Source organism: Arthrobacter sp. USHLN218 (assembly GCF_037144715.1).
Taxonomy (GTDB): Bacteria; Actinomycetota; Actinomycetes; order Actinomycetales; family Micrococcaceae; genus Crystallibacter.
In genome coordinates this window covers 128,376-150,133 of the sequence record NZ_JBBCYT010000009.1, presented here as the reverse complement: position 1 = coordinate 150,133, position 21,758 = coordinate 128,376, and the positions used below count along the sequence as shown (strand labels likewise).

The window sequence follows — 21,758 nt, the reverse complement described above, 5'->3', positions numbered from 1 at the left end:
CACTAATGCGTTTTTCACTCTTCGTCCATATGGAACGCTGGGACGAGAGCGTCTCCCACCGCGAATGCTTCGAGAACCTGACGGAACTCGCCCTCATCGCGGAGGCCGGCGGATTCAGCACGGTCTGGATCGGTGAGCACCACGCAATGGAGTACACCATCTCCCCCAGCCCGATGCCGCAGCTCGCATACCTCGCAGCACGCACGTCGCGCATCCGTCTGGGTGCCGGAACGATCATCGCACCGTTCTGGAACCCGCTCCGTGTCGCCGGGGAAACCGCATTGCTGGACGTCATCAGCAACGGCCGGATGGAAGTGGGGCTGGCGCGCGGGGCCTACCAGGTCGAGTTCGACCGCCTCATGGGCGGCATGCCTGCGGTCGACGGCGGCAAGCACCTGCGCGAGCTGGTGCCGGCCGTGCGCGCACTGTGGGAAGGCGACTACGCACACGACGGCGAAGTCTGGCAATTCCCCACCTCGACGAGCGTTCCCAAGCCCATCCAAAAGCCGACACCGCCGATGTGGGTCGCCGCCCGCGACATCTCCTCACACGAGTTCGCGGTCGCCAACGGCTGCAACGTGATGGTCACCCCGCTGATGAAGGGCGACGAGGAGGTCGAGGACCTCGCAGGCAAATTCGACACAGCCGTCGCGAACAACCCCGGCATCCCCCGCCCGGACCTCATGGTCCTCCGCCACACGCACGTCCATACCGCGGACGAGCCGGAGGGCTGGCGCCGCCCGGCCGAGGGCATCCAAAAGTTCTACCGCACCTTTGATGCCTGGTTCGGCAACAAGACCACTCCGAAGAACGGCTTCCTCGAACCCAGCCCGGTCGAGAAGTTTGCCGGCCGCCCCGAGTTCACGCCGGAATCCCTGCACAAGACAGCGATGATCGGAACGCCTGAGGAAATCATCGAGCGGCTGCGCCACTACGAAGCACTCGGCGTCACCGAGTTCAGCCTCTGGTCCGACAACAGCCTGAGCCACGAGGAGAAGAAGCGCTCCCTGGAGCTCTTCATCGAGCATGTCGTGCCGGCCTTCCAGGAACAGCCCGCATCCGCAGCACGCTGATACCTGAGCCTTCAGCTGCGCCTGACGGCGCCTGGTGGTGGCGCCGGAGATGGACGCGGCCCCGTGACCCTGCAGGTGGCACATCCGGGCGGCCGGGGACACACTACTGATCATGAGCAGGCACATCCTGGACGTCCTGGTCAGGGCCGAGGAGGAGATGATCTTCCTCGGCCCTGACCATCCCTCCTACACATTGCTGGCCGAGTTGGTTTCCTCGGTGCGGAGTGCCTGGCAGGAGGGTTACGAGTCCGGCTGCCACGGGGCGGGGGCCAATCCCTACGCATAGCCGCGGCAGTCCGGCCTTCCTTCCATGCCTTGTTCGCTGCTTCCTTCCGCTGACGACGACGGCGCTCACCGGCCGTGCTCAGGTCACCGGCGTACGGTGGGAGGGTGGACGAGATCGTGGAGTTCCTGCTCGCGCGGATCGCCGAAGACGAAGCCAACGTCAGGTCCTGGGCGGAGGCCGCCGCCGTTCCGGTGCTGGACCGTGCGCTGGCCGAGTGCGAGGCCAAGCGCCGGATGATCCGCCACGTGCGGCAGCTGGCCGGCCAGGACGGCGAGGACCCGGGACTGCTCACGCTGCTCCAGATCATGGCCCTGCCCTATGTCGGCCACCCCGCCTACCGCGAACGCTGGCGTCCGGCCGGCCGGCCGTAATCGGTGCGCAAGGCCCCGCCGTAAGGCCCTGATAGTCCCGCGTGGCGGCCGTGCGTGAGAAGATCGCGTACGTGACCGATCGACTGATGCTCCTCGACACTGCGTCGCTCTACTTCCGCGCTTTCCACGGCGTGCCGGACAGCCTCAAGGCACCCGACGGCACTCCGGTGAACGCCGTCCGGGGCCTCCTCGACATCATCGCCCGGCTCGTCACCGACTTCCGGCCGAGCCGGCTCGTCGCCTGCTGGGATGACGACTGGCGCCCGGGGTGGCGCGTCGACCTGCTCCCTACCTACAAGGCGCACCGAGTGGCGAAGGCCGTCCCCGGCGGAGTCGACGTGGAAGAGACGCCGCCCGGCCTAGTCGCGCAGCTGCCGCTCCTACGCGAGGTCCTGGAGGCCCTGGACATCACTGTGATCGGGGCCGCGAAGCACGAGGCCGATGACGTCATCGGCAGCCTCGCGTCCCAGGCGGCCATGCCGGTAGACATCGTCACCGGCGACCGCGACCTCTTCCAGCTCGTCGACGATGCGCGCGACGTGCGCGTTATCTACACGGCCCGCGGCATGAGCAAGCTCGAGACGCTGACCGACGTGACGGTCGTCGGCAAGTACGGCGTGCTGCCGGTGCAGTACGCCGACTACGCCGCCCTGCGCGGCGACGCCTCGGACGGGCTGCCCGGCGTCTCCGGAATCGGCGAGAAGACCGCGGCCAAGCTCCTCCAGGAATTCGTGGACCTGGACGGGATCATCGCGGCAAGCTCGGATCCGGACGCGGCGATGTCGGCCACGATCCGCACCAAGCTGGCCGCCGCCGCGGACTACCTCGCCGCGGCACCCAAGGTGGTGCAGGTGGTCCGGGACCTCGGCCTGGGCGAAATCGACGCCGCCATCCGGCCCCTGGGCGCCGACCAGCTCGACCGCATCGAGCGGCTCGGCAAGGAGCACAACCTGGGCGGGTCCGTGCACCGCGCGCTCCGCGCCCTCGGGAACGAACCGGCTCAATAAGTTACGGACCGGCGTCCTTAAGCCCGGCCCGGACCGAGCCGGCCATTGGGAGAACGCCCCTGCCTCGCACGCCGCTGTGATGCCTGGCGGAAATTTTCCGGAGCGCCTAGGCGGCGGCGAGGGCCTTGTCCAGGAAGCTGCCGATGACGTTGCCGGCGGTGACATGGTCGGCAACGTCGAGGCCGGGAATCCGGGGGCCGGCGGGCATCCCGTGGGCGCGCTGCTTGACGTGTTCGTTCAGGCACAGCAGCGCGGAGAGCAGCTCGGCCAGGTCGGCTTCCCCGGTGGAGGTCTGCCGCAGGAGACGGGAATGCGCTGCCTGGAGCTCGTCGCCCGGGCTGCAGCCAAGGTCACGGCGGAGGCTGGTGCGGTAGCGGTCGTAGGCTTGGAGGGCTTCGGTGTAGCGGCCGCTCTGCTCGAGGCCTGCCACCAGGGCCGTCCACGCGCGCTCATTCAGCGGTTCCGAGGCGACGGCCCGCTGCGCCCAGTGCACTGCGTCGTCGTTATTGCCCACCGCCGCCGCTGCCTGCGCTGCCCGGATGCGGCAGTCGACCACCAGTGCTTCGTGCCGGCGGCGGGCTTCCTCCGCCCATTCGACGGTCAGTTCGTCGGAGAGCAGCGGTGCGGTGGCCATGTCCAGGACCTTGAGCAGCCGCTCGTAGGCTTCGGCCGGTTTGGTGCCATCGACGCGGCCGACCAGCCGCTCGAACCGGTCGAGGTCCACGCTGACCAGCTTCGGGTCCAGGAAATAGCAGCCGTGTTCGGTGCGCAGCGGGCCGGTCTTGGCCTGGCCGGGCTGGATGTGGCGGCGGATGACGCTGACATAGCTTTCCAGCGTGGCCCGTGCGGTGACCGGCGGGTTGCCGCCCCAGAGCAGCTCGATCATCCGCTCCCGGGAGATGCTGATGCCCGGCTGCAGGGCCAGGATCTCGAGGACCTGCCGGGCCTTCGGGCTGCCGAGCGTGGCCGCGGTCATGACCTGGCCGGCACGCTCCACCCTCAGGCCGCCGATCAGGCGGATGGAAATGCACGCGGCAGAACTGGTTTCCGATTTCATCTTTTGCCCCTACCCCCAACTTGTTCCGGCACCCCACAACAACACCGGTGGCTTAATAGTCGGCGCGGTTCCAAACTCCCGCCAGCCCACTCTGGGGCGGACCCCCCACCCTCAAACCTTGGGGGGTGCCGCTCCCTCAATCTCCCCCTGACCTGCGCAAGGATTTTTCCAAGGGGCGTGGGCGAAGGTTTTACCGGATCCCACGCGGTCCATAAGGGTCCCGACGCTCCCCCCAACGCGCCGGGACCCTTCCGCACGTTCGCCCAAAGTTTTTCTCAAGTTCCCGGGCGAAGCATAAACGCCATGTCAGCAGCACAGCTTGAACAAGAGACACGGGTACCGGCACAGGCGCAGCATTCTCCGCGGCGCCGCCGTCGGCTGATTGTGATCCCGCTGGCCCTGGTGTGCCTGCTCGGGATCGCCTTCGGGTACCTGTTCCTCAATGCGGAGGTGAAGTCCAGCGCTCCGATGGGCGCCTCCGTTGATGTACCGGGCGGATCGGCCAGCATTACCGGCCTCGTTCCGCTCGAAAGCGACGGGTGGCAGCCGCCTGCTCCGGTGGCAGCCCTCGGGAAGAAACCGCAGGAGGGTGCGCACCGTGTACGCATCCAGGTGCAGTTCACGGCCTTGGACAAGGCCGGCCTGCCCCTTGATCCTGCCGGTTTCTTCGTTGACGGATTGGGCTCGGGGAAGCCGCATCCGCTCTGGACCTCGTCCTCATCCATGACGCTGGCCCAGGGGGAAACCGTCAACACCACCATGGTGTTCGAACTGCCGAACAAGGCGATTGCCCTGGTGCTGGAGGACTCCTCCGGCAGCCGGCTCTCGCTCGGCACCGACCACCATTCGGCCGGCTAAAGAGTCCGGCCAACGACGACGGATGCAACGTTGGGGTGCCTCCGTCATGTCGACCTGCAACAAGTCATCATTGGGAGGTGACTCGACATGTCAGTTTCACGACGCAAACTCCTGCAATGGGGAGGCCTGGGAGTAGTCGGGGCGGGGCTTGTGACCGTTCCTATTTCCACCGTGTCGGCCAAGGCGGCCAGCCAGCTCAGCTCGCGGGACATGCCTAAGCCTTTCCAGGCGGCGTTCCGGCGACCGCCGGCGCTCAAGCCGGACTCCGTGACCACGGACTCCGACGGGGCCACGGTCAACCACTACACGCTGGCCATGCGGCAGGCATCCGCGCAGATCCTGCCGACCAAGAAGACCGGGATCCTCGGCTACAACGGGACGTTCCCGGGGCCGACCATCGAGCTCGATCAAGGCACCAAGGCGGTGGTGCACATGCGCAACCGGCTGCCCAAGAACCACCCGCAGTGGAGCAAACATCTGCTGGCCACGTCGACGCACCTGCACGGTTCCGCGACGCTGCCGCAGTACGACGGCTACGCCAACGACGTCACGCTGCCGGGGTTCTGCAAGGACTACCAGTACCCGAACTTCCAGCCGGCCCGGACCATCTGGTACCACGACCACGGCGTCCACTTCACGGCGCAGAACGTCTACTCCGGCCTCGCCGGGATGTACATCATCCATGACCCGGTGGAGCGGGAACTGCTGCCGCAGGGCGAGTTCGACGTCCCCCTGGTGGTCAACGACGCGATGTTCGCCGCGGACGGCTCGCTCGCCTACGACGACCGGGACCACTCGGGCCTCTGGGGCGACGTCATCATGGTCAACGGCGTGCCGTGGCCGGTCATGAAAGTCCAGCCGCGGGTCTACCGCTTCCGGGTGCTGAACGCGTCCATTTCCCGCTCCTACAAGTTCGCGCTCAGTTCGGGACAGCCGCTGCACGTGGTGGGCACCGATGGCGGTCTCATGCCGGCCACCCAGTCGGTGGCCAACTACCGCCACGGCATGGCCGAGCGCTACGAGGTGCTGATCGACTTCAGCAAGTACAAGCCGGGCACCCGGGTGGAGCTGAAGAACCTGTCGGCAACCAACAACAGGGACTACGACTTCACCGGCAAGGTGATGGCGTTCGACGTGGTCGCGGCCCCGACGGGGATGAAGGACGACCCCAAGTGGAACCGCATCCCGACCACGCTGGCGGACAGCGAGCCCATGCACCTAACCAAGGACGACGCCGAGGAGAAGCGCTACTTCCGGGTGGAGAAGGACGGCCTGGTCGAACCGTGGACCATCAACGGCGTCACCTGGGAGGAAGTGATCGCCAGCAATTTCAAGCTGGCTCACGCCGACCCGAAGCTGAACTCCGTGGAGATGTGGACGATCGAGAACAAGTCCGGCGGCTGGTTCCACCCCGTGCACATCCATCTGGTGGACTTCCGGGTGCTCAGCCGCAACGGCAAGGCGCCTTTCGCCTGGGAACGCGGGCCGAAGGACGTGGTCTACATCGGCGAGGGCGAGAAGGTGGATGTGGTCATGCGGTTCGGCCCGCACCAGGGCCGCTACATGGTCCACTGCCACAACCTGCCGCATGAGGACCACTCGATGATGTTCCAGTTCCGGGTCGGCTTGGGCGAGGACGATGAGGACCCGTGGGATCCGATCAACGCCGCGCCGGCCGAGTTCGACGACGACCCGGACTGAGCCTGCGATGAGCGCCGAAACCGGGCTGCGTCCAGCGCGGCGCAGCCCGGCGCACCGCGCGGCTGCCGCTTCGGGGAGGACCTCGGGCCCTCCCCGGAAACGGAAGCTCAACGCCCTGGCGGGCGGCGCCGTCGTACTTGCCCTGCTGCTGGGTGTGCGCACCTGGGTGGCGGAGCCGGTGACGGTGGACTCGGACAGCATGGCCCCGACGCTGCCGCCGGGCAGCATCGCGTTCGTGCTCAAACCCGCGCCGGCCTGGTTCGGCGTGCACCGCGGAGACCTGGTGGTGCTCGACTCCCCGATCGACGGCATGCCCATCATCAAGCGGGTGGTGGCGGTGGGCGGGGAGACGGTGGAGATCGACGACGCCATCCTCCTGGTGGACGGCGTCGCGCCGCCGGAGCCCTACGTGGACCACAGCACCATCGACGGCACGCACTTCATCCCCACCGCGGTGCCGCCCGGGGACGTCTTCCTGATGGGAGACAACCGCGAGCGTTCGATCGATTCCAGGGACTTCGGCACGGTGCCGGTGGAGGACATCCGGGGCACCGTGGTCAAACCCTTCATACGGCCGTAAACAACGACGGCGCCGCCCGGCTTCGCGGGGCGGGGACCGGGAAGCCAAGAAATTTTCAATACGAAGCGGCCAACCTCAAGCCAAGCCGGAACCGCTCATCCATCGGATCCGGCCTTGGAGGACAGTCAGCAGTTCAGGTCCGGCACTGCCGGCCCGGGGCATCTATCCAGGCGGACCTTTCGGGTCAGCCTTCCGTCTGAAAAGGACAAACCATGCAAACCCAATCACCAGACCAGCAGCCGCGCAGGGAGGCGAGGGCCCGGAGCCAGCGCATCCAGCGCAATCAGCGCAGGGCACGCACCGCCATGGTGGCCCTCACCGCAGCCGGCCTCACGGCCACGGGCCTGCTCGCCGCGGGCTCCGCCACGGCTGCTGTGCCGACTTTCCCGAACAACGTCGTTGTCTTCCCCGACCGGGACTTCGTCTCGATCGAGGGCTACGGGGAGCGTGCCGGCGAAACCGCAACCGTGGAAGTCACCCGTCCGGGTATCGGTGTCGTCGGCTCGGCAAAGAGCGTCATCTCCGGCACGGATGTGGCCTTCGAAATCAACCACCCCGGCGGTGTCTGCTGGGGCGCGGATACATCGCACAAGGTCACGCCTGATATCAAAGCCGGGGACGTCGTCTCCATCACCTTCGCCGACGGCACCTCGGACGAGACCACCGTCGCCGACGCCAACGTCACCAAGGACATGACGCTCAACGGCAACACCATCACGGTGGAAGGCCGGGTCGGCGCCGGCGTCAACACTGCCCAGATGGAGCAGCGCATCATCAACCCGGACATGGGCGACACCGCCATCGGCCGCCGCGACATCCGCGCGCTGCCGGGCCCTGTGGTCCCCTCGGACAAGGGCGGTTACTCCTCCGGCATCGAGTTCCCGACGGCGGACACCTTCCTCGCGACGTACGTCTTCGATGATCCCGCCGTCGCCGAAGTGGCGGCCGCCGCGGACCTCGGCGAGCGAGCCATGTCCTGGCAGCAGGAAGATGCGGACGGCAACCGCCAGGGCCTGACCATCGCCGAGTTCGGCGAGCTCGGCGGACCGGGCATGGGCGGCTGCCCCGCCGGACCGTCGGAGCAGGCGGCTCCCGCTGCCGGCACCGCCGCAGTGGTCTACTCCACGGACCGCACCTCGATGAAGGTCAACTGGACCGCCGCCACCGCCCAGCCCGGCGCGACGGCCGTGACCGGCTACAACGTGCTCGCCATGTACAACTCGACTACTGCGGGCCAGCAGGGCGTTGTGGGCATGCGCACCGGCGCGGACGCCACCTCGACCACGCTGACCGGCCTGGACCCGGCCAAGACGTACACCGTCGAGGTGCGCTCCATCGCCGGCGCCCGGATGAGCGAGGCCCTGACGATCACAGACGCGACCGCACCGGACACCGGCGGCGTGACTCCGCCGTCGGACACCACGGCTCCCACCCTGGCACTCAGCCCGGCCCCGGCCGCCGACACCGTGACCACCGCGTCATCCGTGACGGTAGACGGTGACGGCCAGAACTACTACACCACCGACGGTTCACCGGTGATCTCCGGCGGCCTGCCCTCGGACACCGCCCGGCTCGTCACCGGGCCGATCGCGATCACGGAAGCCATCACGCTGAAGGTCGCCGCGTTCGACCAGGCCGGCAACTTCACCCTGGTGGAAGGCCAATACGCTCCGGAGGCCGCGTCCACGGAGCCCCCGGCCGCTCCTGCCGGGCTCGCCGCCACCGCAGGGCAGGGTTCCGTCACCCTCCGCTGGGACGCGGGCGACGCCTCCGTCACCGGCTACCAGGTCTCGGTCTACGATGCTGCAGGAGCGGCCCTCGCCGCCAACGTGCAGCAGCCGGCCGAAACCACGGCGCGGACCCAGACCGTCACCGGCCTGACCGCCGGCACGAACTACCAGTTCAGCGTCAAGGCCAAGAACGCCGCCGGCGGCTGGGGCACGGAATCGGGCAAGGTTAGCGCCGCTCCCACTGCGATCACGGACCGGGTCACCATCGGCACCGCGCGGTACAAGGCCGGCAGCGAATTCCGCATCACCGGAACGGGTTCGCAGCTCGGAGCCACCGTCACGGTCTACGCCAGCAAGGCTGACGGCACCATCGGCGCAGCCATCCCCGGTGCCAATGCCGCGGTCGTCGCCGCAGCCCCTCCGGGCATCGGTGACTACACCATCCGGCTCCGCAACGGCTCGGTCCCCGCGACCAACCCGGGCAGGATCTTCGTGAAGTCCAGCGGCGGCGGCGTCGCAGGTCCCTTCACGGTGACCAACAAGTAGCAGGAGCCTAACAGCAGGAACGCTCCACGGAGGGGCCCGTCCACCGGATCAAACCGGCTGGACGGGCCCCTCCCCTGTGCCACGGTTCAGATGGCCTTGCCGGGGTTCAGGATGCCCTGCGGGTCGAGGGCGCGGCGGATGGCGTGCTGCACGTCGAGCGAGACGTCGCCGAGTTCGTCGCGCAGCCAGTCCCGCTTGAGCAGGCCGACGCCGTGTTCGCCGGTGAGCGTTCCGCCCAGCCGCTTGGCCAGGTGGAACATCTCGCCAAGCGCGGTCTTGGCCGGGCCTTCCGTGACGGATTGGTCCGGCCGCACCACGATCATCGGATGCAGGTTCCCGTCCGCAGCGTGGGCAATCGTGAAGATCCGCACGCCGGTCCGTTCCGAGATCTCATGCAGGCCGGTCACGGCTTCCGCCAGCCGGCCGCGCGGCACGCCGATGTCCCCGATGGAGACGCGGCCGAGCTTTTCGAGTGAGGGAATCGCCTCGCGCCGGGCGGTCAGCAGCGCCTCGGCGGCCACCGGGTCATCGGCCCGGAGCACCTCGGTGGCAAAAGGTTCGACGGCGCCGGCCAGCACGTCCATCTCTGCCCGGGCGCCGAACCCGTCCGTCTGGCCGAGCAGGAAGGCCCCGCCGCGGCGCCGGTAGTCCGTCCCGAGCGCCAGGTCGATCGCCTCGAGCGTCGGGCCGTCCACCAGTTCCAGCAGCGACGGCTGGATCCGCGCGGCGATGACGGCCGAAGCGGCCGCGGCGGCAGCCGCGACGTCCGGGAAGAACGCGGCGGCCGTCGCCGTCGTTATCGGGGCCGGCCGCAGCCGCAGCGTCGCCTCCACCACCACACCCAAAGTCCCCTCCGACCCGATCATCAGCGCCGTCAGGTCGTAGCCGGTGACGCCCTTGATGGTGCGCCGGCCGGTCCGCAGCTCGCGCCCGTCCGCCAGCACTACGCGCAGTCCCAGCACGGACTCGCGCGTCACGCCGTACTTCGCGCAGCGCATCCCTCCGGCATTCGTGGCAATGTTCCCGCCGATCGAGCAAATCGCGGTGCTGGCCGGATCCGGCGCGTAGAACAGTCCGTGCCCGGCAGCGGCGGCATTGAGCTCCGCGTTCAGCACGCCGGGTTCGACGACGGCGGTCTGTTCCACCGGGTCAAGGTCCAGGATGCGGTTCATCCGGGAGAGGTCCAGCACCACCTCGCCGGCGCCGGCGGAGGAGGCGGCCGCCAGCCCCGTTCCGGCACCGCGCGGAACCAGCGGAACCCCGTGCGACGCCGCGAGCCTCACGGCCTCCACCACGTCATCGACCGACTCGGCGTACACCACACCGTCCGGCAGCGACGCCGGCACGAAGCCGGAGCGGTCAGTCGCGGCTGCCGCGCGGTCAGCCGGATCCGTGGATGTCGAGCGGCAGGCGGCCAGCAGCTCGGCGGCCGGGCCTGCGATTGCGGGTACAGCGTCAGTCTCCATGAAAACCCCTTCGTTTCCTCCGGCAGCTGAGCCGATGCTACTGCAGCCCCGGCCGCCGGACCATGACAGCCGCCGGCCCCCGCGCCGGCCGGCCGCAAATCCGGGTGCGGACGGATCCGGCCGACAGCCTTGCACGCGATTAATAAGCATGCTTAGGTAAATATGTAAGCGGAATTCGCGAAGGCACAACGCGTCGCGATGCGCGGCACAGGGAAAGCCCCGACGGCTGCGGGGAGGAGAGATCCTCCCGGCAGAACCGAACGCTAGATGCGGTGCCGCGCCAGGACCAGTCCAACATCATCAGCGGCGGAACGGGGACCCCGTCCCGCCCCGGACTGATCCGCCGTGCCCGGGAAAGATAGGAGATGTAATGATCACTAGGGAAAACATCGACATTCTCGCTGGCGGTAACACCAACGTCCTCGACAACTCGGGAAACAAGATCGGCTCCGTCGGTCAGTTCTACCTGGACGACCGCACCGAAGACCCGAGCTGGGTAACGGTCAAGACCGGCCTGTTCGGCATGTCCGAAACCTTCGTTCCGCTGACCGAGGCGACGTACGACGACGGCGACATCCGCGTTCCGTACACCAAGGACGAGGTCAAGGACGCCCCGCGCGTCGACCCGGACGGCCACCTCAGCCCTGAGGAAGAGGACCACCTCTACCGGCACTACAGCATCGCCAACGGCAACGGCACCCGCGGCGTGACCGACCGCGATGGCCTGGCCGACCGTGATGGACTGGCCGGCCGTGGCGTGACCGGCCGCGACGGCCTGGCCGACCGTGATGGACTCGCCGACCGCGATGGACTCGCCGACCGTGATGGCTTGGCCGGCCGCGATGGCCTGGCCGACCGTGGCACGGCGGGCCGCGGCACGGACGATGCCATGACGCGTTCGGAGGAGCAGCTGCACGTCGGCACCGAGCGCCACGAAACCGGCCGGGCCCGGCTTCGCAAGTATGTCGTCACGGAGAACGTCACCCGCACGGTGCCCGTGACCCGTGAAGAGGTGCGCGTCGAGCGCGAACCCATCACGGACGGGAACGTCGGCGACGCCCTGTCCGGCCCCGACCTCCGCGAGGATGAGCACGAGGTGACCCTGCACGAGGAGCGGCCGGTCGTCGAGAAGGAGACGGTGCCCGTGGAGCGGGTCCGCCTCGAAAAGGACACCGTTACGGACCAGGAGACGGTCAGCGACGAGGTCCGCAAGGAGCGGATCGAGGCGGACGGCGCGGACGACCGCCTGCGCGATGGTACCTTGGGCCGCGACCGCGACCGGTAGTCCGGCTGCCGGCTAAAGCCGCAACGCAAAAGGGAGGACGACGGCGGAACCTCGGTTTCGCCGTCGTCCTCCCTTTGTGCCTGCGGGTTGTGCCTGCGGGTGGGTGCCTACTTGGCGGCCTTGACCGCCAGCACCGCGCATTCGGCCTGCAGCAGGATCCGCTGCGCGGTGCTGCCCATGATCAGCTTGCCCACCGGGGTGCGCCGGCGCAGCCCGATCACGATCAGCTCGGCGCCGTGCTGCTCGGCCGCGTCCAGCACCTCGTCGGCGCTGTCGTGCCCGCCGATCGGCTGAAACAGTTCGTAGGCCACGTCCTCGCCGTCCAGGCGCTTGCGCAGTGCCTCGGCCCCGTCCGACTGCACGAACCGGTCATCCACGAAGACGTCGCCCCGGCTGGCGTTCACGACGACCAGCTTGGCGGACCGGCTCCGGGCTTCGACGATGGCGCGGTCCAGCGCGGCTGCGCCCTCGGGCGTGGGGATGTAGCCGACCAGAACTGTCATGGTTTCTCCTCGTGATCGTATTGGTGCTGGGAATCCTCGGCGATCGTCTCACGCGGTCCGTTGGGCACGGTAGCCCCTTGACGGGCTTCCGCGGTGGCGGCCTGGGCCAGCGGTTCGGCGCCGGCCGGGACGCCCTGCGGCTGCGGACGGAACCGCTTGAACGCGGAGATGGCCAGCGGCAGCAGCAGCACCAGGGCCACGAGGATGTAGGTCCCCACGGCGATCGGCTCGCTGAACAGGCCTGCCGGGTCGCCGCCGCTGAGCTGCAGGGCCTTGCGCAGCTGCTCCTCGGCGCGCGGGCCGAGGATGACGCCGATGATCAGCGGCAGCACCGGCAGTCCGTAGCGGCGCATCATGAAGCCGAGCGCTCCGAGCACCAGCAGGATCACCAGGTCGAACGCCTGCAGGTTGACCGCGTAGGCGCCCAGCGTGGCGAAGAACAGGATGCCGGCGTACAGGTACGGCCGCGGGATCTGCAGCAGCTTGGCCCAGAGCGGCGCCAGCGGCAGGTTGATCAGCAGAAGCAGGGTGTTGCCGATGAACAGGCTCGCGATCAGCGCCCACACCAGGTCCGGCTCGTTGTCGAAGAGCAGCGGGCCGGGCTGGATGCCGTACTGGATGAAGGCGGTGAGCATGACCGCGGCGGTGGCATTGGTCGGCAGGCCGAGGGCGAGCATCGGCGTCAGGGTGCCGGCCGCCGAGGCGTTGTTCGCCGCCTCCGGACCCGCGACGCCCTCGATTGCGCCGTGGCCGAATTCCTCGGGGTGCTTGGACAGCTTCTTCTCGGTCACGTAGGACAGGAAGGTCGGGACCTCCGCGCCGCCGGCCGGCAGCGCGCCGAACGGGTAGCCGTACGCGGTGCCGCGCAGCCAGGGCTTCCAGGACCGCTTCCAGTCCTGCTTGCCCATCCAGGGCCGGCCCACCGGGATGGTCTGCATGGGGCGGCGCCGCAGGTGGGCGGCGATCCAGAGCGCCTCGCCGACGGCGAAGATGGCCACGGCGACGACGACGATGTCCAGCCCGTCCACCAGCAGCGGCTGCCCGAAGACCAGGCGCTGCTGCCCGGTCGTGTGGTCCGCGCCGACCAGGCCGATGGCCAGCCCGAGGCCGAGGGAGGCGAAGCCGCGCAGCTTGGACGTGCCAAGCACGGCGGTCACGGCGAGCAGCGCCAGCACCATGATGGCCAGGTAGCTCGGCGCGCCGAGGCTGACGGCGAAGTCCACGACCATCGGCGTGAACGCGACGAGCAGCGCGGTGCCGATGGTACCGGCGACGAACGAGCCGATGGCCGCCGTCGCGAGCGCCTGGGCGGCCCGCCCGGCCTTGGCCATCTTGTGGCCCTCGATCGCGGTGATGACGGTGGCGGATTCACCCGGGGTATTCAGCAGGATGGACGTGGTCGAGCCGCCGTACATGCCGCCGTAGTAGATGCCGGCGAACATGATGAACGCGCTGGTCGGCTCGAGCCCGTAGGTCACGGGCAGCAGCAGCGCGATGGCCATCGCCGGTCCGATGCCGGGCAGCACGCCCACGGCGGTGCCCAGCAGTACGCCGATGACGGCATAGAGCAGGTTAAGGGGAGTCGCCGCCGTCGAAAATCCCTGCATCAGCAGGTCGAATGTCTCCATCTAGAGCACTCCTTGCAGCAGTCCGGCCGGGAGATTGATGCCCAGGCCGAGGTAGAAACCGTAGAACGTACCCAGCGACAGAACGACGGCGATGATCGCGTCCCGCACGTAGCGGCGGCTGCCGAGGGCCCAGGCGCTGCCCCAGAACAGCAGGGCCCCGGAAATCACCCAGCCGACGGTGTCGATCAGCAGGATGTTGAGCACGAACGCGCCGACCAGCGGAAGCACGGTCCGCCAGTCGCTCGGGTGGCTCAGGTCCACATCCTCGCCGCCCTCGGCTTCGCCCTGGCCGCCGCGCAGCACGTTGATGGCGAGCAGCACCGCGCACACCAGCAGCAGGCCGCCGATAATGAACGGCATGGTCTTGGGTCCGACCGGGTCGGCCTGCGAATACGGGACGGTGATCGAGGCGGCGTCGAGGATGACGATCACGCCGACCGCCCCGAGCAGGGCCGCGAGGCCCAGCTCGGAGCGGCCTTTCAGCCGTGAAGCCAGCTTGTTCACGCAAGCCCCAGCTCGGACAGGACGTCGGCGACGCGCTGGTCCTGTTCCTTCAGGAAGGCGGAGAACTCCTCGCCGGTGGCGAAGGCGTCCGACCAGCCGTTGTCCTCGAGGGCCTTCTTCCACTCGGGGGTGCCGTGCATCTTCTCGAGGGCCGCGATCCACTTCTGCTTGTCTTCCTCGCTGGCTTCCGGCGGGGCGACGATGCCGCGCCAGTTGGTGAACACGAGGTCGATCTTGGATTCCTTCAGCGTCGGGGCGTCGACGCCCTCGAGCCGCTCCTCGCCGCTGGTGGCCAGGACGCGGATCTCGCCGCTCTTGATCTGGTCGATGTACTCGCCGGCGCCGGAGGCGGCGAAGCCGAGCTTGTTGCCGAGGATGGCCGGGAGCAGGTCGCCGCCGCCGTCGTAGGACACGAAGTTCACGTCCTTCGGATCGATGCCCACGGCCTGGGCCAGCTGCATGGGCAGCAGGTGGTCCGGGCCGCCCGGCGAGGAGCCGCCGCCGACGCTGACCTTGCCCGGGTTTTCCTTCCAGGCCTTCACCAGGTCGTCGATGGTCTTGTAGGGCGAGTCCTTCGAGACCATGATTGCGCCCGGCTCCTGGATCAGGCGGGCCAGCGGGGTGGTCTCGGTCAGCTTGGCCTCGGAGTCGTTGGTGTAGCTGGCGCCGACCACGCCCAGCCCCATCAGCATGGCCAGGTCGCCGTTGCCCTTTTCGTTCACGGTGCGGGCCAGGCCCACGGTGCCGCCGGCGCCGGCCAGGTTGAAGACCTCGATATTGGAGGCGATGTCGGTCTCCTCCATCACCTTGGCGGCGACTCGGGCGGTGGTGTCGTAGCCGCCGCCGGGCGTGTTCGGGACCATGATCCGCAGGTCGCTGACGGGGCCCTCGGCGGCAGCGGACGTGCCGGCGTCGCTGCTGCTGCCGGAACCGGTCACCCCGCAGCCGGTCATGGCCAGGGCCACGCCGGCGGCAACGGCGGCGAGGCGGAAGACGTTGTTCTTGCGCATGGAGAATCCTCATCTCAAAGAGTGATCGAGCCCACCAACCGTAAAACGGCATGTGAGCCGCGGCACATTTGCGGTCTCAAAGAAAATTGAGTTCATTGTGTTCACGCTCACATACCGGTTCCGTGCCGACCTGAGGATATAGTTCACGCGGTACCAGACGCGGTAACTGAGGGAAACAGCGGCAGGCCGGAGCCTGGGTTGGAGGGATCGGAAATGGACCAGCATGCCCGCGGCCGGGCGAAGCGGCGGCGCCGCGGCCTGACACTGGCCGGGCAGTACCTGGTCCTCCAGCTGCTGATCGTCGCCGCGGTGCTGGCCGGCGTCGTCGCCCTATCCCTGGCGCAGTCCGCCCAGACCTTCGAACGGGTCGAGGGCCGCCGCGCCCTGTCCGCGGCGGAGTCCCTGGCCGCCATGCCCGCCGTCCGGGCCCTGCTGCCGGTCGCGCAGCCCCGGCTGGGAGCCGCGCTGCCGGCCGTCGCCGAGTCCGTCCGCACGGTCTCCGGCTCCAGCAGCGTATACCTGGCGCACCCGGACCGCACCGTCATCACCTCCTCCGATCCGGACCAGCTCGGCAGCCGGCTGCCGCTGGGCGACAGCCTCGTCCTCTCCGGCCGCGCCTGGACCGGACCCGTGGAGCTCCCCGGAGGCCGGACCTTGGTGGCCCACGTCCCCGTCCTCGACGACGGCGGACGCATGGTCGGGATCGCCGCCGTCGGCCGGAACTATCCGTCCGTCTGGGAACGGCTCGGCGACGCCCTGCCCAACCTGCTGACCTACCTCGGCGTCTCCATCGGCCTCGGCGCCGCCGGGTCCCTGCTGCTCGCCCGCCGGGTCAAGCGGCAGACCCTCGGCCTCGAACCCGAGCAGATCGCCGGCCTGGTGGAGCACCGCGAGGCCATCCTGCACGACGTGAAGGAGGGCGTCCTCGCCCTGGACCGCCACGCACGCATCACGCTGGCCAACGACAGCGCGCGCCAGCTCCTCGAGCTGCCCCACGACTGCGCCGGCAAGACCCTCGATGAGCTGGCCGTCCCCGCCCGCCTGCGCGACGTCCTCACCGCGGACCAGACCGGTCCGGACCGGCTGGTGCTGGTCGGCGAGCGCGTGGTCGTCTGCAACCGGATGCCGCTGCGCTCGCGCGGCAAGCTGATCGGCTCCGTCACCACCCTGCGCGACCGCACCGAGCTGTCCTCGCTGGAGAAGGAACTGGGCGCCACCCGCACCACCACGGACACGCTGCGCGCCCAGACCCACGAGTTCGCGAACCAGCTGCACACCATCTCGGGGCTGATCCAGCTCGGCGAATATGACGAGGTCACCCGCTTCGTCGACGGCGTCAGCCTGAGCCGGACGCGCCTCTTCGACGATGTCACCTCGCGTATCGAGGACCCGGCGGTCGCCGCCCTGCTGATCGCCAAGGCCAGCTCCGCGGCGGAACGCGTGGTCTCCCTGGAGCTGGACGACGGCTCCGCCCTGGGCCGCGTGGACGAGACCCTCTCGCGGGACCTGACCACCGTCGTCGGCAACCTGGTGGACAACGCGATCGATGCCGTCAGCGGCCGCCCGGATGCCGCGGTCCACATCCACCTGCGGGACGAGCCGCACCGGGTCACGGTCACCGTCCGGGACTCCGGCCCGGGCGTCGCGGCGGACAGCGTGGAAGATATCTTCCGGCAGGGCTTCAGCACCAAGGATTCCGACGACGGCGGCGGCCGCGGCTTTGGCCTGGCCCTCACCCGTCTAGTATGTTCAAGGCGCGGCGGAGGCGTGGGCGTACGCAACGCCCCCGGCGCCGAATTCACCGCCGTTCTGGGAAAGCAGAGCCAGCCCGCATGATCAAAGTCCTGATAGTCGATGACGACTTCATGGTCGCCAAAGTCCACGCCGGATTCGTGAAGCAGGCGGCGGGCTTCAGCGTCGCCGGGGTGGCCCACACCGGGGCCCAAGCCCTCGAGGCGGTCCGGACGCTGCGGCCGGACCTGGTGCTGCTGGACATCCACCTGCCGGACATCAACGGCCTGGACCTGCTGCAGCAGCTGCGCCGGCTCGACCCGGAACTCGACGTCCTGGTCATCAGCGCCGCACGCGAGATGGACACCGTGCGCCGGGCCCTGCGCGGCGGCATCGTGCACTACCTCATGAAGCCCTTTTCCAGCCAGGACCTGCGCGAGCGGCTGGAGCACTACCGGCAGGCGTACCAGCCTCTGTCCTCCGCCGGCACGGCCGAACAGGAGGACGTCAACCGGGTCTTCGGCGTGGGCCACGGCGAACGGCCGCTGCCCAAGGGCTTCAGCGCCGAAACCCTCAGCCTCGTCCAGCAGCGGCTGCAGGAGGCGGACACCGCGCTGTCCGCGACCGAGGCGGCGGCCCGGGCGGGCATCTCCCGCGTCAGCGCGCGGCGCTACCTGGAGTATCTCTGCGAGGAAGGTCGGGCCGAGGTGCAGCTGCGGTACGGGGAGGTCGGCCGCCCCGAACGCCGCTACTCGACGCGCCGCGCTTCCGCCTAGCCGCAGAATTCCCCGGCTGGGTTCTGATGCCCGGCACCCGGGCTCTTTCCCCTGGCGGATTCTGCCGCGAAACGGAATTCCGCCGGCGGTTCAGAACCCGGGCGCGGTTCCATTCCGCGGCAATTTCGCGCGGTGGCGTTCGTCCCCTCACCTTGGAACCGGAAAGGGAGGACGACGGCGGAATCTCGAGTTCCGCCGTCGTCCTCCCTTCTGTCTTTCCTGCTTTCCCGGGTAGGGCGTCAGTAGCTGATGACCTGCGGCTGGCCGAGGTGCTTCAGGCCCTCGGCGCCGAACTCCAGGCCGTAGCCGGAGCCCTTGGCACCGCCGAACGGCACGCGCGGGTCGACGGCACCGTGCTTGTTGATCCACACCGTGCCGGCTTCGATGCGAGCCGCCACTTCGCGGGCCTTGGCCGGGTCCGAGGACCACACCGAGGCGCCGAGGCCGACCTCGAGGCCGTTGGCCATCTCCACGACCTCGTCCAGGCTGGAGTACTTGACGATCGGCAGGGCCGGACCGAACTGCTCCCGGGCGACCAGCGGGTTGTCGTTGTCGATGTCCGCCACCAGTGTCGTCGGGTAGAAGTAGCCCGGCTGGCCGGTCTCCGGATCGCCGCCGGTCAGCACGCGGGCGCCGGAGTCCTTGGCAGCCTGGACCAGGTCCGCGACGATGTCGTACTGGGCCTTGTTCTGCAGCGGGCCCAGCACATTCTGCTCGTCCAGTCCCACGCCCATCGGCATCTGCTTGGCCACGTCAACCAGCGCCTCGCAGACCTGGTCGTAGAGGTCCTCGTGGACGTAGAGCCGCTTGAGCGCGGCGCAGGTCTGGCCGGTGTTGATGAACGCGCCCCAGAACAGGCCCTCGGCAATCGCCTTCGGATCAGCGTCCGGCAGCACGATCCCGGCGTCGTTGCCGCCGAGTTCCAGGGTCAGCCGCTTCACCGTGTCGGCCGAAGAGCGGATGATGGCCTTGCCCGTCGCCGTGGAGCCGGTGAACATGACCTTGTCGATCTCCGGGTGCGAGGCCAGTCCCTCGCCGACGTCGCGGCCGCCGGAGACCACGTGCAGCACGTCGGCCGGCAGCACCTGGTTGATCACCTTTGCCAGCGCGAGCACGCTCAGCGGCGTGTACTCCGAGGGCTTCATCACCACGGTGTTGCCCATCCGCAGCGACGGCGCGAGCTGCCAGACGGAGATCATCATCGGCCAGTTCCACGGGCCGATCGCGCCGACCACGCCCAGCGGGCGGTAATGCAGCTCGGCGCGGCCGCCCTCGTCGTCGACCAGCACCTCCGGCTCCAGCTCGAAGGACGCGGTGGCCCGCAGCCACGCCGCGCAGGCTCCGACCTCGAAGCGCGCGTTCGGGCCGTTCAGCGGCTTGCCTTGTTCCCGGGACAGCAGCTCGGCGAGCGCCTCGGCGGACTGTTCGATGGCGTCGGCGGCCCGGTTGAGGTACTCGCTGCGCTCGGCGTGGCTCAGCCGGCCCCACGCGGGCTGCGCTGCCCGCGCCGCCCGCACCGCGGCCTCCAGGTCCTGCGCGGTGTGCTCGGGGGCGCGCCCGACGACCTCACCCGTCGCCGGGTCCTTGATTTCCCGGCCGCCCCCGGCCGGTTCGATCGCCGCCAGCAGCTCGGCGTAGGCGGCCAGCTGGGTGTCCTGTTCGGTCTGCATGGAGTCCCCTTCTTCGTCGTCGGCCGCTATGGGCGGTCGATGCGTTAGATGCTTCGAAGTCCACTGTCTCCCGTGGGCCCCGCCGCCGTCTTGTCTCTGAGTGCCCAGCCATTGACTTCCCGTGCACCGCATGCCGAAGCCCTGCGCGCCGTCCGGTTTTCCGGGCCGGATCCGGTGCCGCTGGCGTCGGCGCAGGCGGACAATGGCCCCATGAAGAGTCCGCGCACGCTCGCCGCCGCCGTCGAACACGATGCCGCCGTGCCGGCCGGGCGGGAGGAACGATTCCGCGGCTACGGCGTCATGGGCCTGCCCTTCGCCTCCGGCTACCTCCTGGCAATGCGGCGCTTCCCCGTCACCTCCCTCGGCCCCGGCTACACCTCCGTCTGGGTCCGCACCCCGGCCGGCGCCTGGAGCATGTACTCCACCGTGCCGCCGGGGATGTCCTGCCCGCGCTACTTCGGCAACGCCCTCGCCGGGGCATCGATGGAGGACATCGAGCTGCAGTGGACGGGCGAGCAGTCGCTGAGGCTCGCGGTCGGCGGCGCCGTCGATCTCAGCTGGACCATGCACCTGTCCGCAACCCCGGCCACCCGCATCCTCTCCGCCGTCGCCGGCCTGATGCCCGGGCCGCTCCTGCGGACCACGGCCGTGCTGAAGGCGATGGGCCCCGCGGCCGGCCTCGTCCTGGACTCCGGCGGCATCGCGCTGACCGGCAGTTCGCCCAACAGCCAGCGCTTCAAGGCCATCCCGCGGCGCGTCTGGTCCATCGACGCCGGCTCGGCCACGCTCCGCGGCGAGGACCTGGGTCCCCTCGGGCCCCTCGCAGAGCAGGCACGGCTCGGCGGCTTCCGGCTCCCCCAGCGCGGCCTCTTTATGTTCGGATCGGTCTACTTCGATCCCGCCGACCCTTCGGGGCGCGGGCCCCGCTGAGCGAACGCGTTTAGCGACGGAGCCGCCTTGCCTAACCGTTGTCAGGGGCGCCCGCGGACGCACCAGGCCGATGCCTCGACGTCGAACGCCCCCTCCGGCATCAGCCGGGCGCACCGGTCCCGGATTTGCGCGCGCTTGGCCGCATCCAGCCCTTCCAAATAGGACCCGGAGGGGCCGACCCCGAGGGTGTAGGGCTCCCACCAGTCGGGGAATCCGGCGAAACCGACACGCACCGTCAGCTTGCTCTCCTCGATGTCCCGCAGGCCCGCCTGGCTAAACAGCTCGGCCAGGTGGCCCTCACGGGAACCGGGCCGTCCTGCCTCGCCCGGAGCGGCCGGATCCACCTCGCCAACCACCCGCCAGAACAGGGAGAGCGGCCCGCTGCCCCCGGCGTGGTCCCACACGCAGGCGGCAACGGCGCCCCCGGGCCGGGTCACCCGCGCCATCTCGGCGAGGCCGGCCACCGGATCGGCCATAAAGTGCACCACCAGCTGGGACAGGGCGCAGTCGAAGGAATCGTCCGGATAGGGCAGCTGCTCGGCCACCCCAGCCGTCACCTCGACGCCGGGCAGCCTCGCCCGGAGCGCGTCGACGAAGGACGACGAGGGGTCGAGCGCCTTCACCGCCGCGGGTCCCAGCCTGGCCGCCAACAGCGCCGTCAGGGCCCCGGGACCGCAGCCGACGTCCAGGGCCTCCTGCCCCGGGCGCACACCGGCCGCGTCGATGAAGCGCGCGGCCAAGGGCTCCGAATACCTGCCCATGAAGGAGTTGTATGCCTCGGCGGCAACCTCGAACATCACCTCGCGCCTCTCGTCCCCGGGCCGCGATGGCCCGCCGCTGCGACGGCGGCGGGCACCCGGCGTCGTCGTTTCCCGGCCCCTGCGCGCAGTCTACGCCCTGCCGTTTCCCGGGTCACCGCGGTTGCCGAGCGGGAAATCCGCAAAATTTGAGTGAAAAGTTTCACGTCCGGGAAGCAAGCTTACCGTTGATGATGTAGAGTAATTTCCTGGTCCGGTCCGTTGACTGCGGTTCCCCCCAACAGCCGA

General features: G+C 69.2%; 20 protein-coding genes. 12 read left to right on the top strand and 8 right to left on the bottom strand.

The window, feature by feature from the left end; all coding sequences use genetic code 11:
* The first annotated feature begins 5 nt into the window (after positions 1 to 5).
* The 4 genes from WFH44_RS18845 to WFH44_RS18830 all read left to right on the top strand — a co-directional run bounded on the left by WFH44_RS18845 (position 6) and on the right by WFH44_RS18830 (position 2,737).
* Complete coding sequence (locus tag WFH44_RS18845) at positions 6 to 1,073, top strand: LLM class flavin-dependent oxidoreductase (RefSeq protein ID WP_336715823.1); 1,068 nt, start codon at positions 6 to 8, stop codon at positions 1,071 to 1,073.
* 112 nt (positions 1,074 to 1,185) lie between these two features.
* Positions 1,186 to 1,359: a hypothetical protein gene (locus tag WFH44_RS18840; protein ID WP_336715821.1), complete on the top strand. Its 174-nt coding sequence runs from the start codon at positions 1,186 to 1,188 to the stop codon at positions 1,357 to 1,359.
* 104 nt (positions 1,360 to 1,463) lie between these two features.
* Positions 1,464 to 1,730: a DUF6221 family protein gene (locus WFH44_RS18835; RefSeq protein ID WP_336715819.1), complete on the top strand. Its 267-nt coding sequence runs from the start codon at positions 1,464 to 1,466 to the stop codon at positions 1,728 to 1,730.
* Positions 1,731 to 1,801: 71 nt separating this feature from the next.
* Positions 1,802 to 2,737: a 5'-3' exonuclease gene (locus tag WFH44_RS18830; RefSeq protein ID WP_336715818.1), complete on the top strand. Its 936-nt coding sequence runs from the start codon at positions 1,802 to 1,804 to the stop codon at positions 2,735 to 2,737.
* Between the two features lie 106 nt (positions 2,738 to 2,843).
* Here WFH44_RS18830 and WFH44_RS18825 read toward each other — a convergent pair whose 3' ends face one another.
* On the bottom strand, positions 2,844 to 3,794 hold the full coding sequence (locus WFH44_RS18825) for an AfsR/SARP family transcriptional regulator (RefSeq protein WP_336715816.1): 951 nt from the start codon (positions 3,792 to 3,794) through the stop codon (positions 2,844 to 2,846).
* 303 nt (positions 3,795 to 4,097) lie between these two features.
* Here WFH44_RS18825 and WFH44_RS18820 point away from each other — a divergent pair, with 303 nt between their 5' ends.
* The 4 genes from WFH44_RS18820 (at position 4,098) to WFH44_RS18805 (ending at position 9,209) form a co-directional block, all read left to right on the top strand.
* Positions 4,098 to 4,652, top strand: coding sequence for a hypothetical protein (locus tag WFH44_RS18820; protein WP_336715814.1), 555 nt, complete (start codon positions 4,098 to 4,100; stop codon positions 4,650 to 4,652).
* Between the two features lie 87 nt (positions 4,653 to 4,739).
* A complete protein-coding gene (locus tag WFH44_RS18815) occupies positions 4,740 to 6,353 on the top strand; it encodes a multicopper oxidase family protein (protein WP_336715812.1) in 1,614 nt (537 codons plus the stop codon).
* A 7-nt stretch (positions 6,354 to 6,360) separates the two neighbouring features.
* Entirely contained in the window at positions 6,361 to 6,933 is a 573-nt protein-coding gene (gene lepB, locus WFH44_RS18810) for a signal peptidase I (RefSeq protein ID WP_336715811.1), read from the top strand.
* Between the two features lie 212 nt (positions 6,934 to 7,145).
* Entirely contained in the window at positions 7,146 to 9,209 is a 2,064-nt protein-coding gene (locus WFH44_RS18805; protein ID WP_336715809.1) for a fibronectin type III domain-containing protein, read from the top strand.
* Positions 9,210 to 9,295: 86 nt separating this feature from the next.
* On the opposite strand, the gene WFH44_RS18800 is transcribed toward WFH44_RS18805, so the two are convergent.
* On the bottom strand, positions 9,296 to 10,675 hold the full coding sequence (locus WFH44_RS18800; protein ID WP_336715807.1) for an FAD-binding oxidoreductase: 1,380 nt from the start codon (positions 10,673 to 10,675) through the stop codon (positions 9,296 to 9,298).
* A gap of 370 nt (positions 10,676 to 11,045) precedes the next feature.
* Between WFH44_RS18800 and WFH44_RS18795 the strand changes: the two genes are divergently transcribed.
* Complete coding sequence (locus tag WFH44_RS18795; RefSeq protein WP_336715805.1) at positions 11,046 to 11,960, top strand: DUF2382 domain-containing protein; 915 nt, start codon at positions 11,046 to 11,048, stop codon at positions 11,958 to 11,960.
* Between the two features lie 107 nt (positions 11,961 to 12,067).
* On the opposite strand, the gene WFH44_RS18790 is transcribed toward WFH44_RS18795, so the two are convergent.
* From WFH44_RS18790 to WFH44_RS18775, 4 genes are read right to left on the bottom strand one after another with little or no spacing between them, the layout of a single operon-like run.
* Positions 12,068 to 12,463, bottom strand: coding sequence for a universal stress protein (locus WFH44_RS18790; protein ID WP_336715803.1), 396 nt, complete (start codon positions 12,461 to 12,463; stop codon positions 12,068 to 12,070).
* Positions 12,460 to 14,091 carry a tripartite tricarboxylate transporter permease gene (locus WFH44_RS18785; protein WP_336715801.1) on the bottom strand — a complete coding sequence of 544 codons (1,632 nt, stop codon included), beginning with the start codon at positions 14,089 to 14,091 and terminating at the stop codon, positions 12,460 to 12,462. The genes WFH44_RS18790 and WFH44_RS18785 overlap by 4 nt, the downstream gene beginning before the upstream one ends.
* Positions 14,092 to 14,595, bottom strand: a complete 504-nt coding sequence (locus WFH44_RS18780; RefSeq protein ID WP_336715800.1) for a tripartite tricarboxylate transporter TctB family protein — start codon at positions 14,593 to 14,595, stop codon at positions 14,092 to 14,094.
* A complete protein-coding gene (locus WFH44_RS18775) occupies positions 14,592 to 15,605 on the bottom strand; it encodes a Bug family tripartite tricarboxylate transporter substrate binding protein (RefSeq protein ID WP_336715798.1) in 1,014 nt (337 codons plus the stop codon). The genes WFH44_RS18780 and WFH44_RS18775 overlap by 4 nt, the downstream gene beginning before the upstream one ends.
* Before the next feature lie 213 nt (positions 15,606 to 15,818).
* Between WFH44_RS18775 and WFH44_RS18770 the strand changes: the two genes are divergently transcribed.
* A complete protein-coding gene (locus tag WFH44_RS18770; RefSeq protein WP_336715795.1) occupies positions 15,819 to 17,441 on the top strand; it encodes a sensor histidine kinase in 1,623 nt (540 codons plus the stop codon).
* Positions 17,438 to 18,112, top strand: coding sequence for a response regulator (locus tag WFH44_RS18765; protein ID WP_336715794.1), 675 nt, complete (start codon positions 17,438 to 17,440; stop codon positions 18,110 to 18,112). Before WFH44_RS18770 ends, WFH44_RS18765 begins: the two co-directional genes overlap by 4 nt.
* Before the next feature lie 239 nt (positions 18,113 to 18,351).
* Here WFH44_RS18765 and WFH44_RS18760 read toward each other — a convergent pair whose 3' ends face one another.
* A complete protein-coding gene (locus tag WFH44_RS18760; RefSeq protein ID WP_336715792.1) occupies positions 18,352 to 19,782 on the bottom strand; it encodes an aldehyde dehydrogenase family protein in 1,431 nt (476 codons plus the stop codon).
* 210 nt (positions 19,783 to 19,992) lie between these two features.
* Here WFH44_RS18760 and WFH44_RS18755 point away from each other — a divergent pair, with 210 nt between their 5' ends.
* Positions 19,993 to 20,712, top strand: a complete 720-nt coding sequence (locus WFH44_RS18755; RefSeq protein ID WP_336715790.1) for a hypothetical protein — start codon at positions 19,993 to 19,995, stop codon at positions 20,710 to 20,712.
* A gap of 41 nt (positions 20,713 to 20,753) precedes the next feature.
* On the opposite strand, the gene WFH44_RS18750 is transcribed toward WFH44_RS18755, so the two are convergent.
* On the bottom strand, positions 20,754 to 21,509 hold the full coding sequence (locus WFH44_RS18750) for a class I SAM-dependent methyltransferase (RefSeq protein WP_336715788.1): 756 nt from the start codon (positions 21,507 to 21,509) through the stop codon (positions 20,754 to 20,756).
* Positions 21,510 to 21,758: the final 249 nt, after the last annotated feature.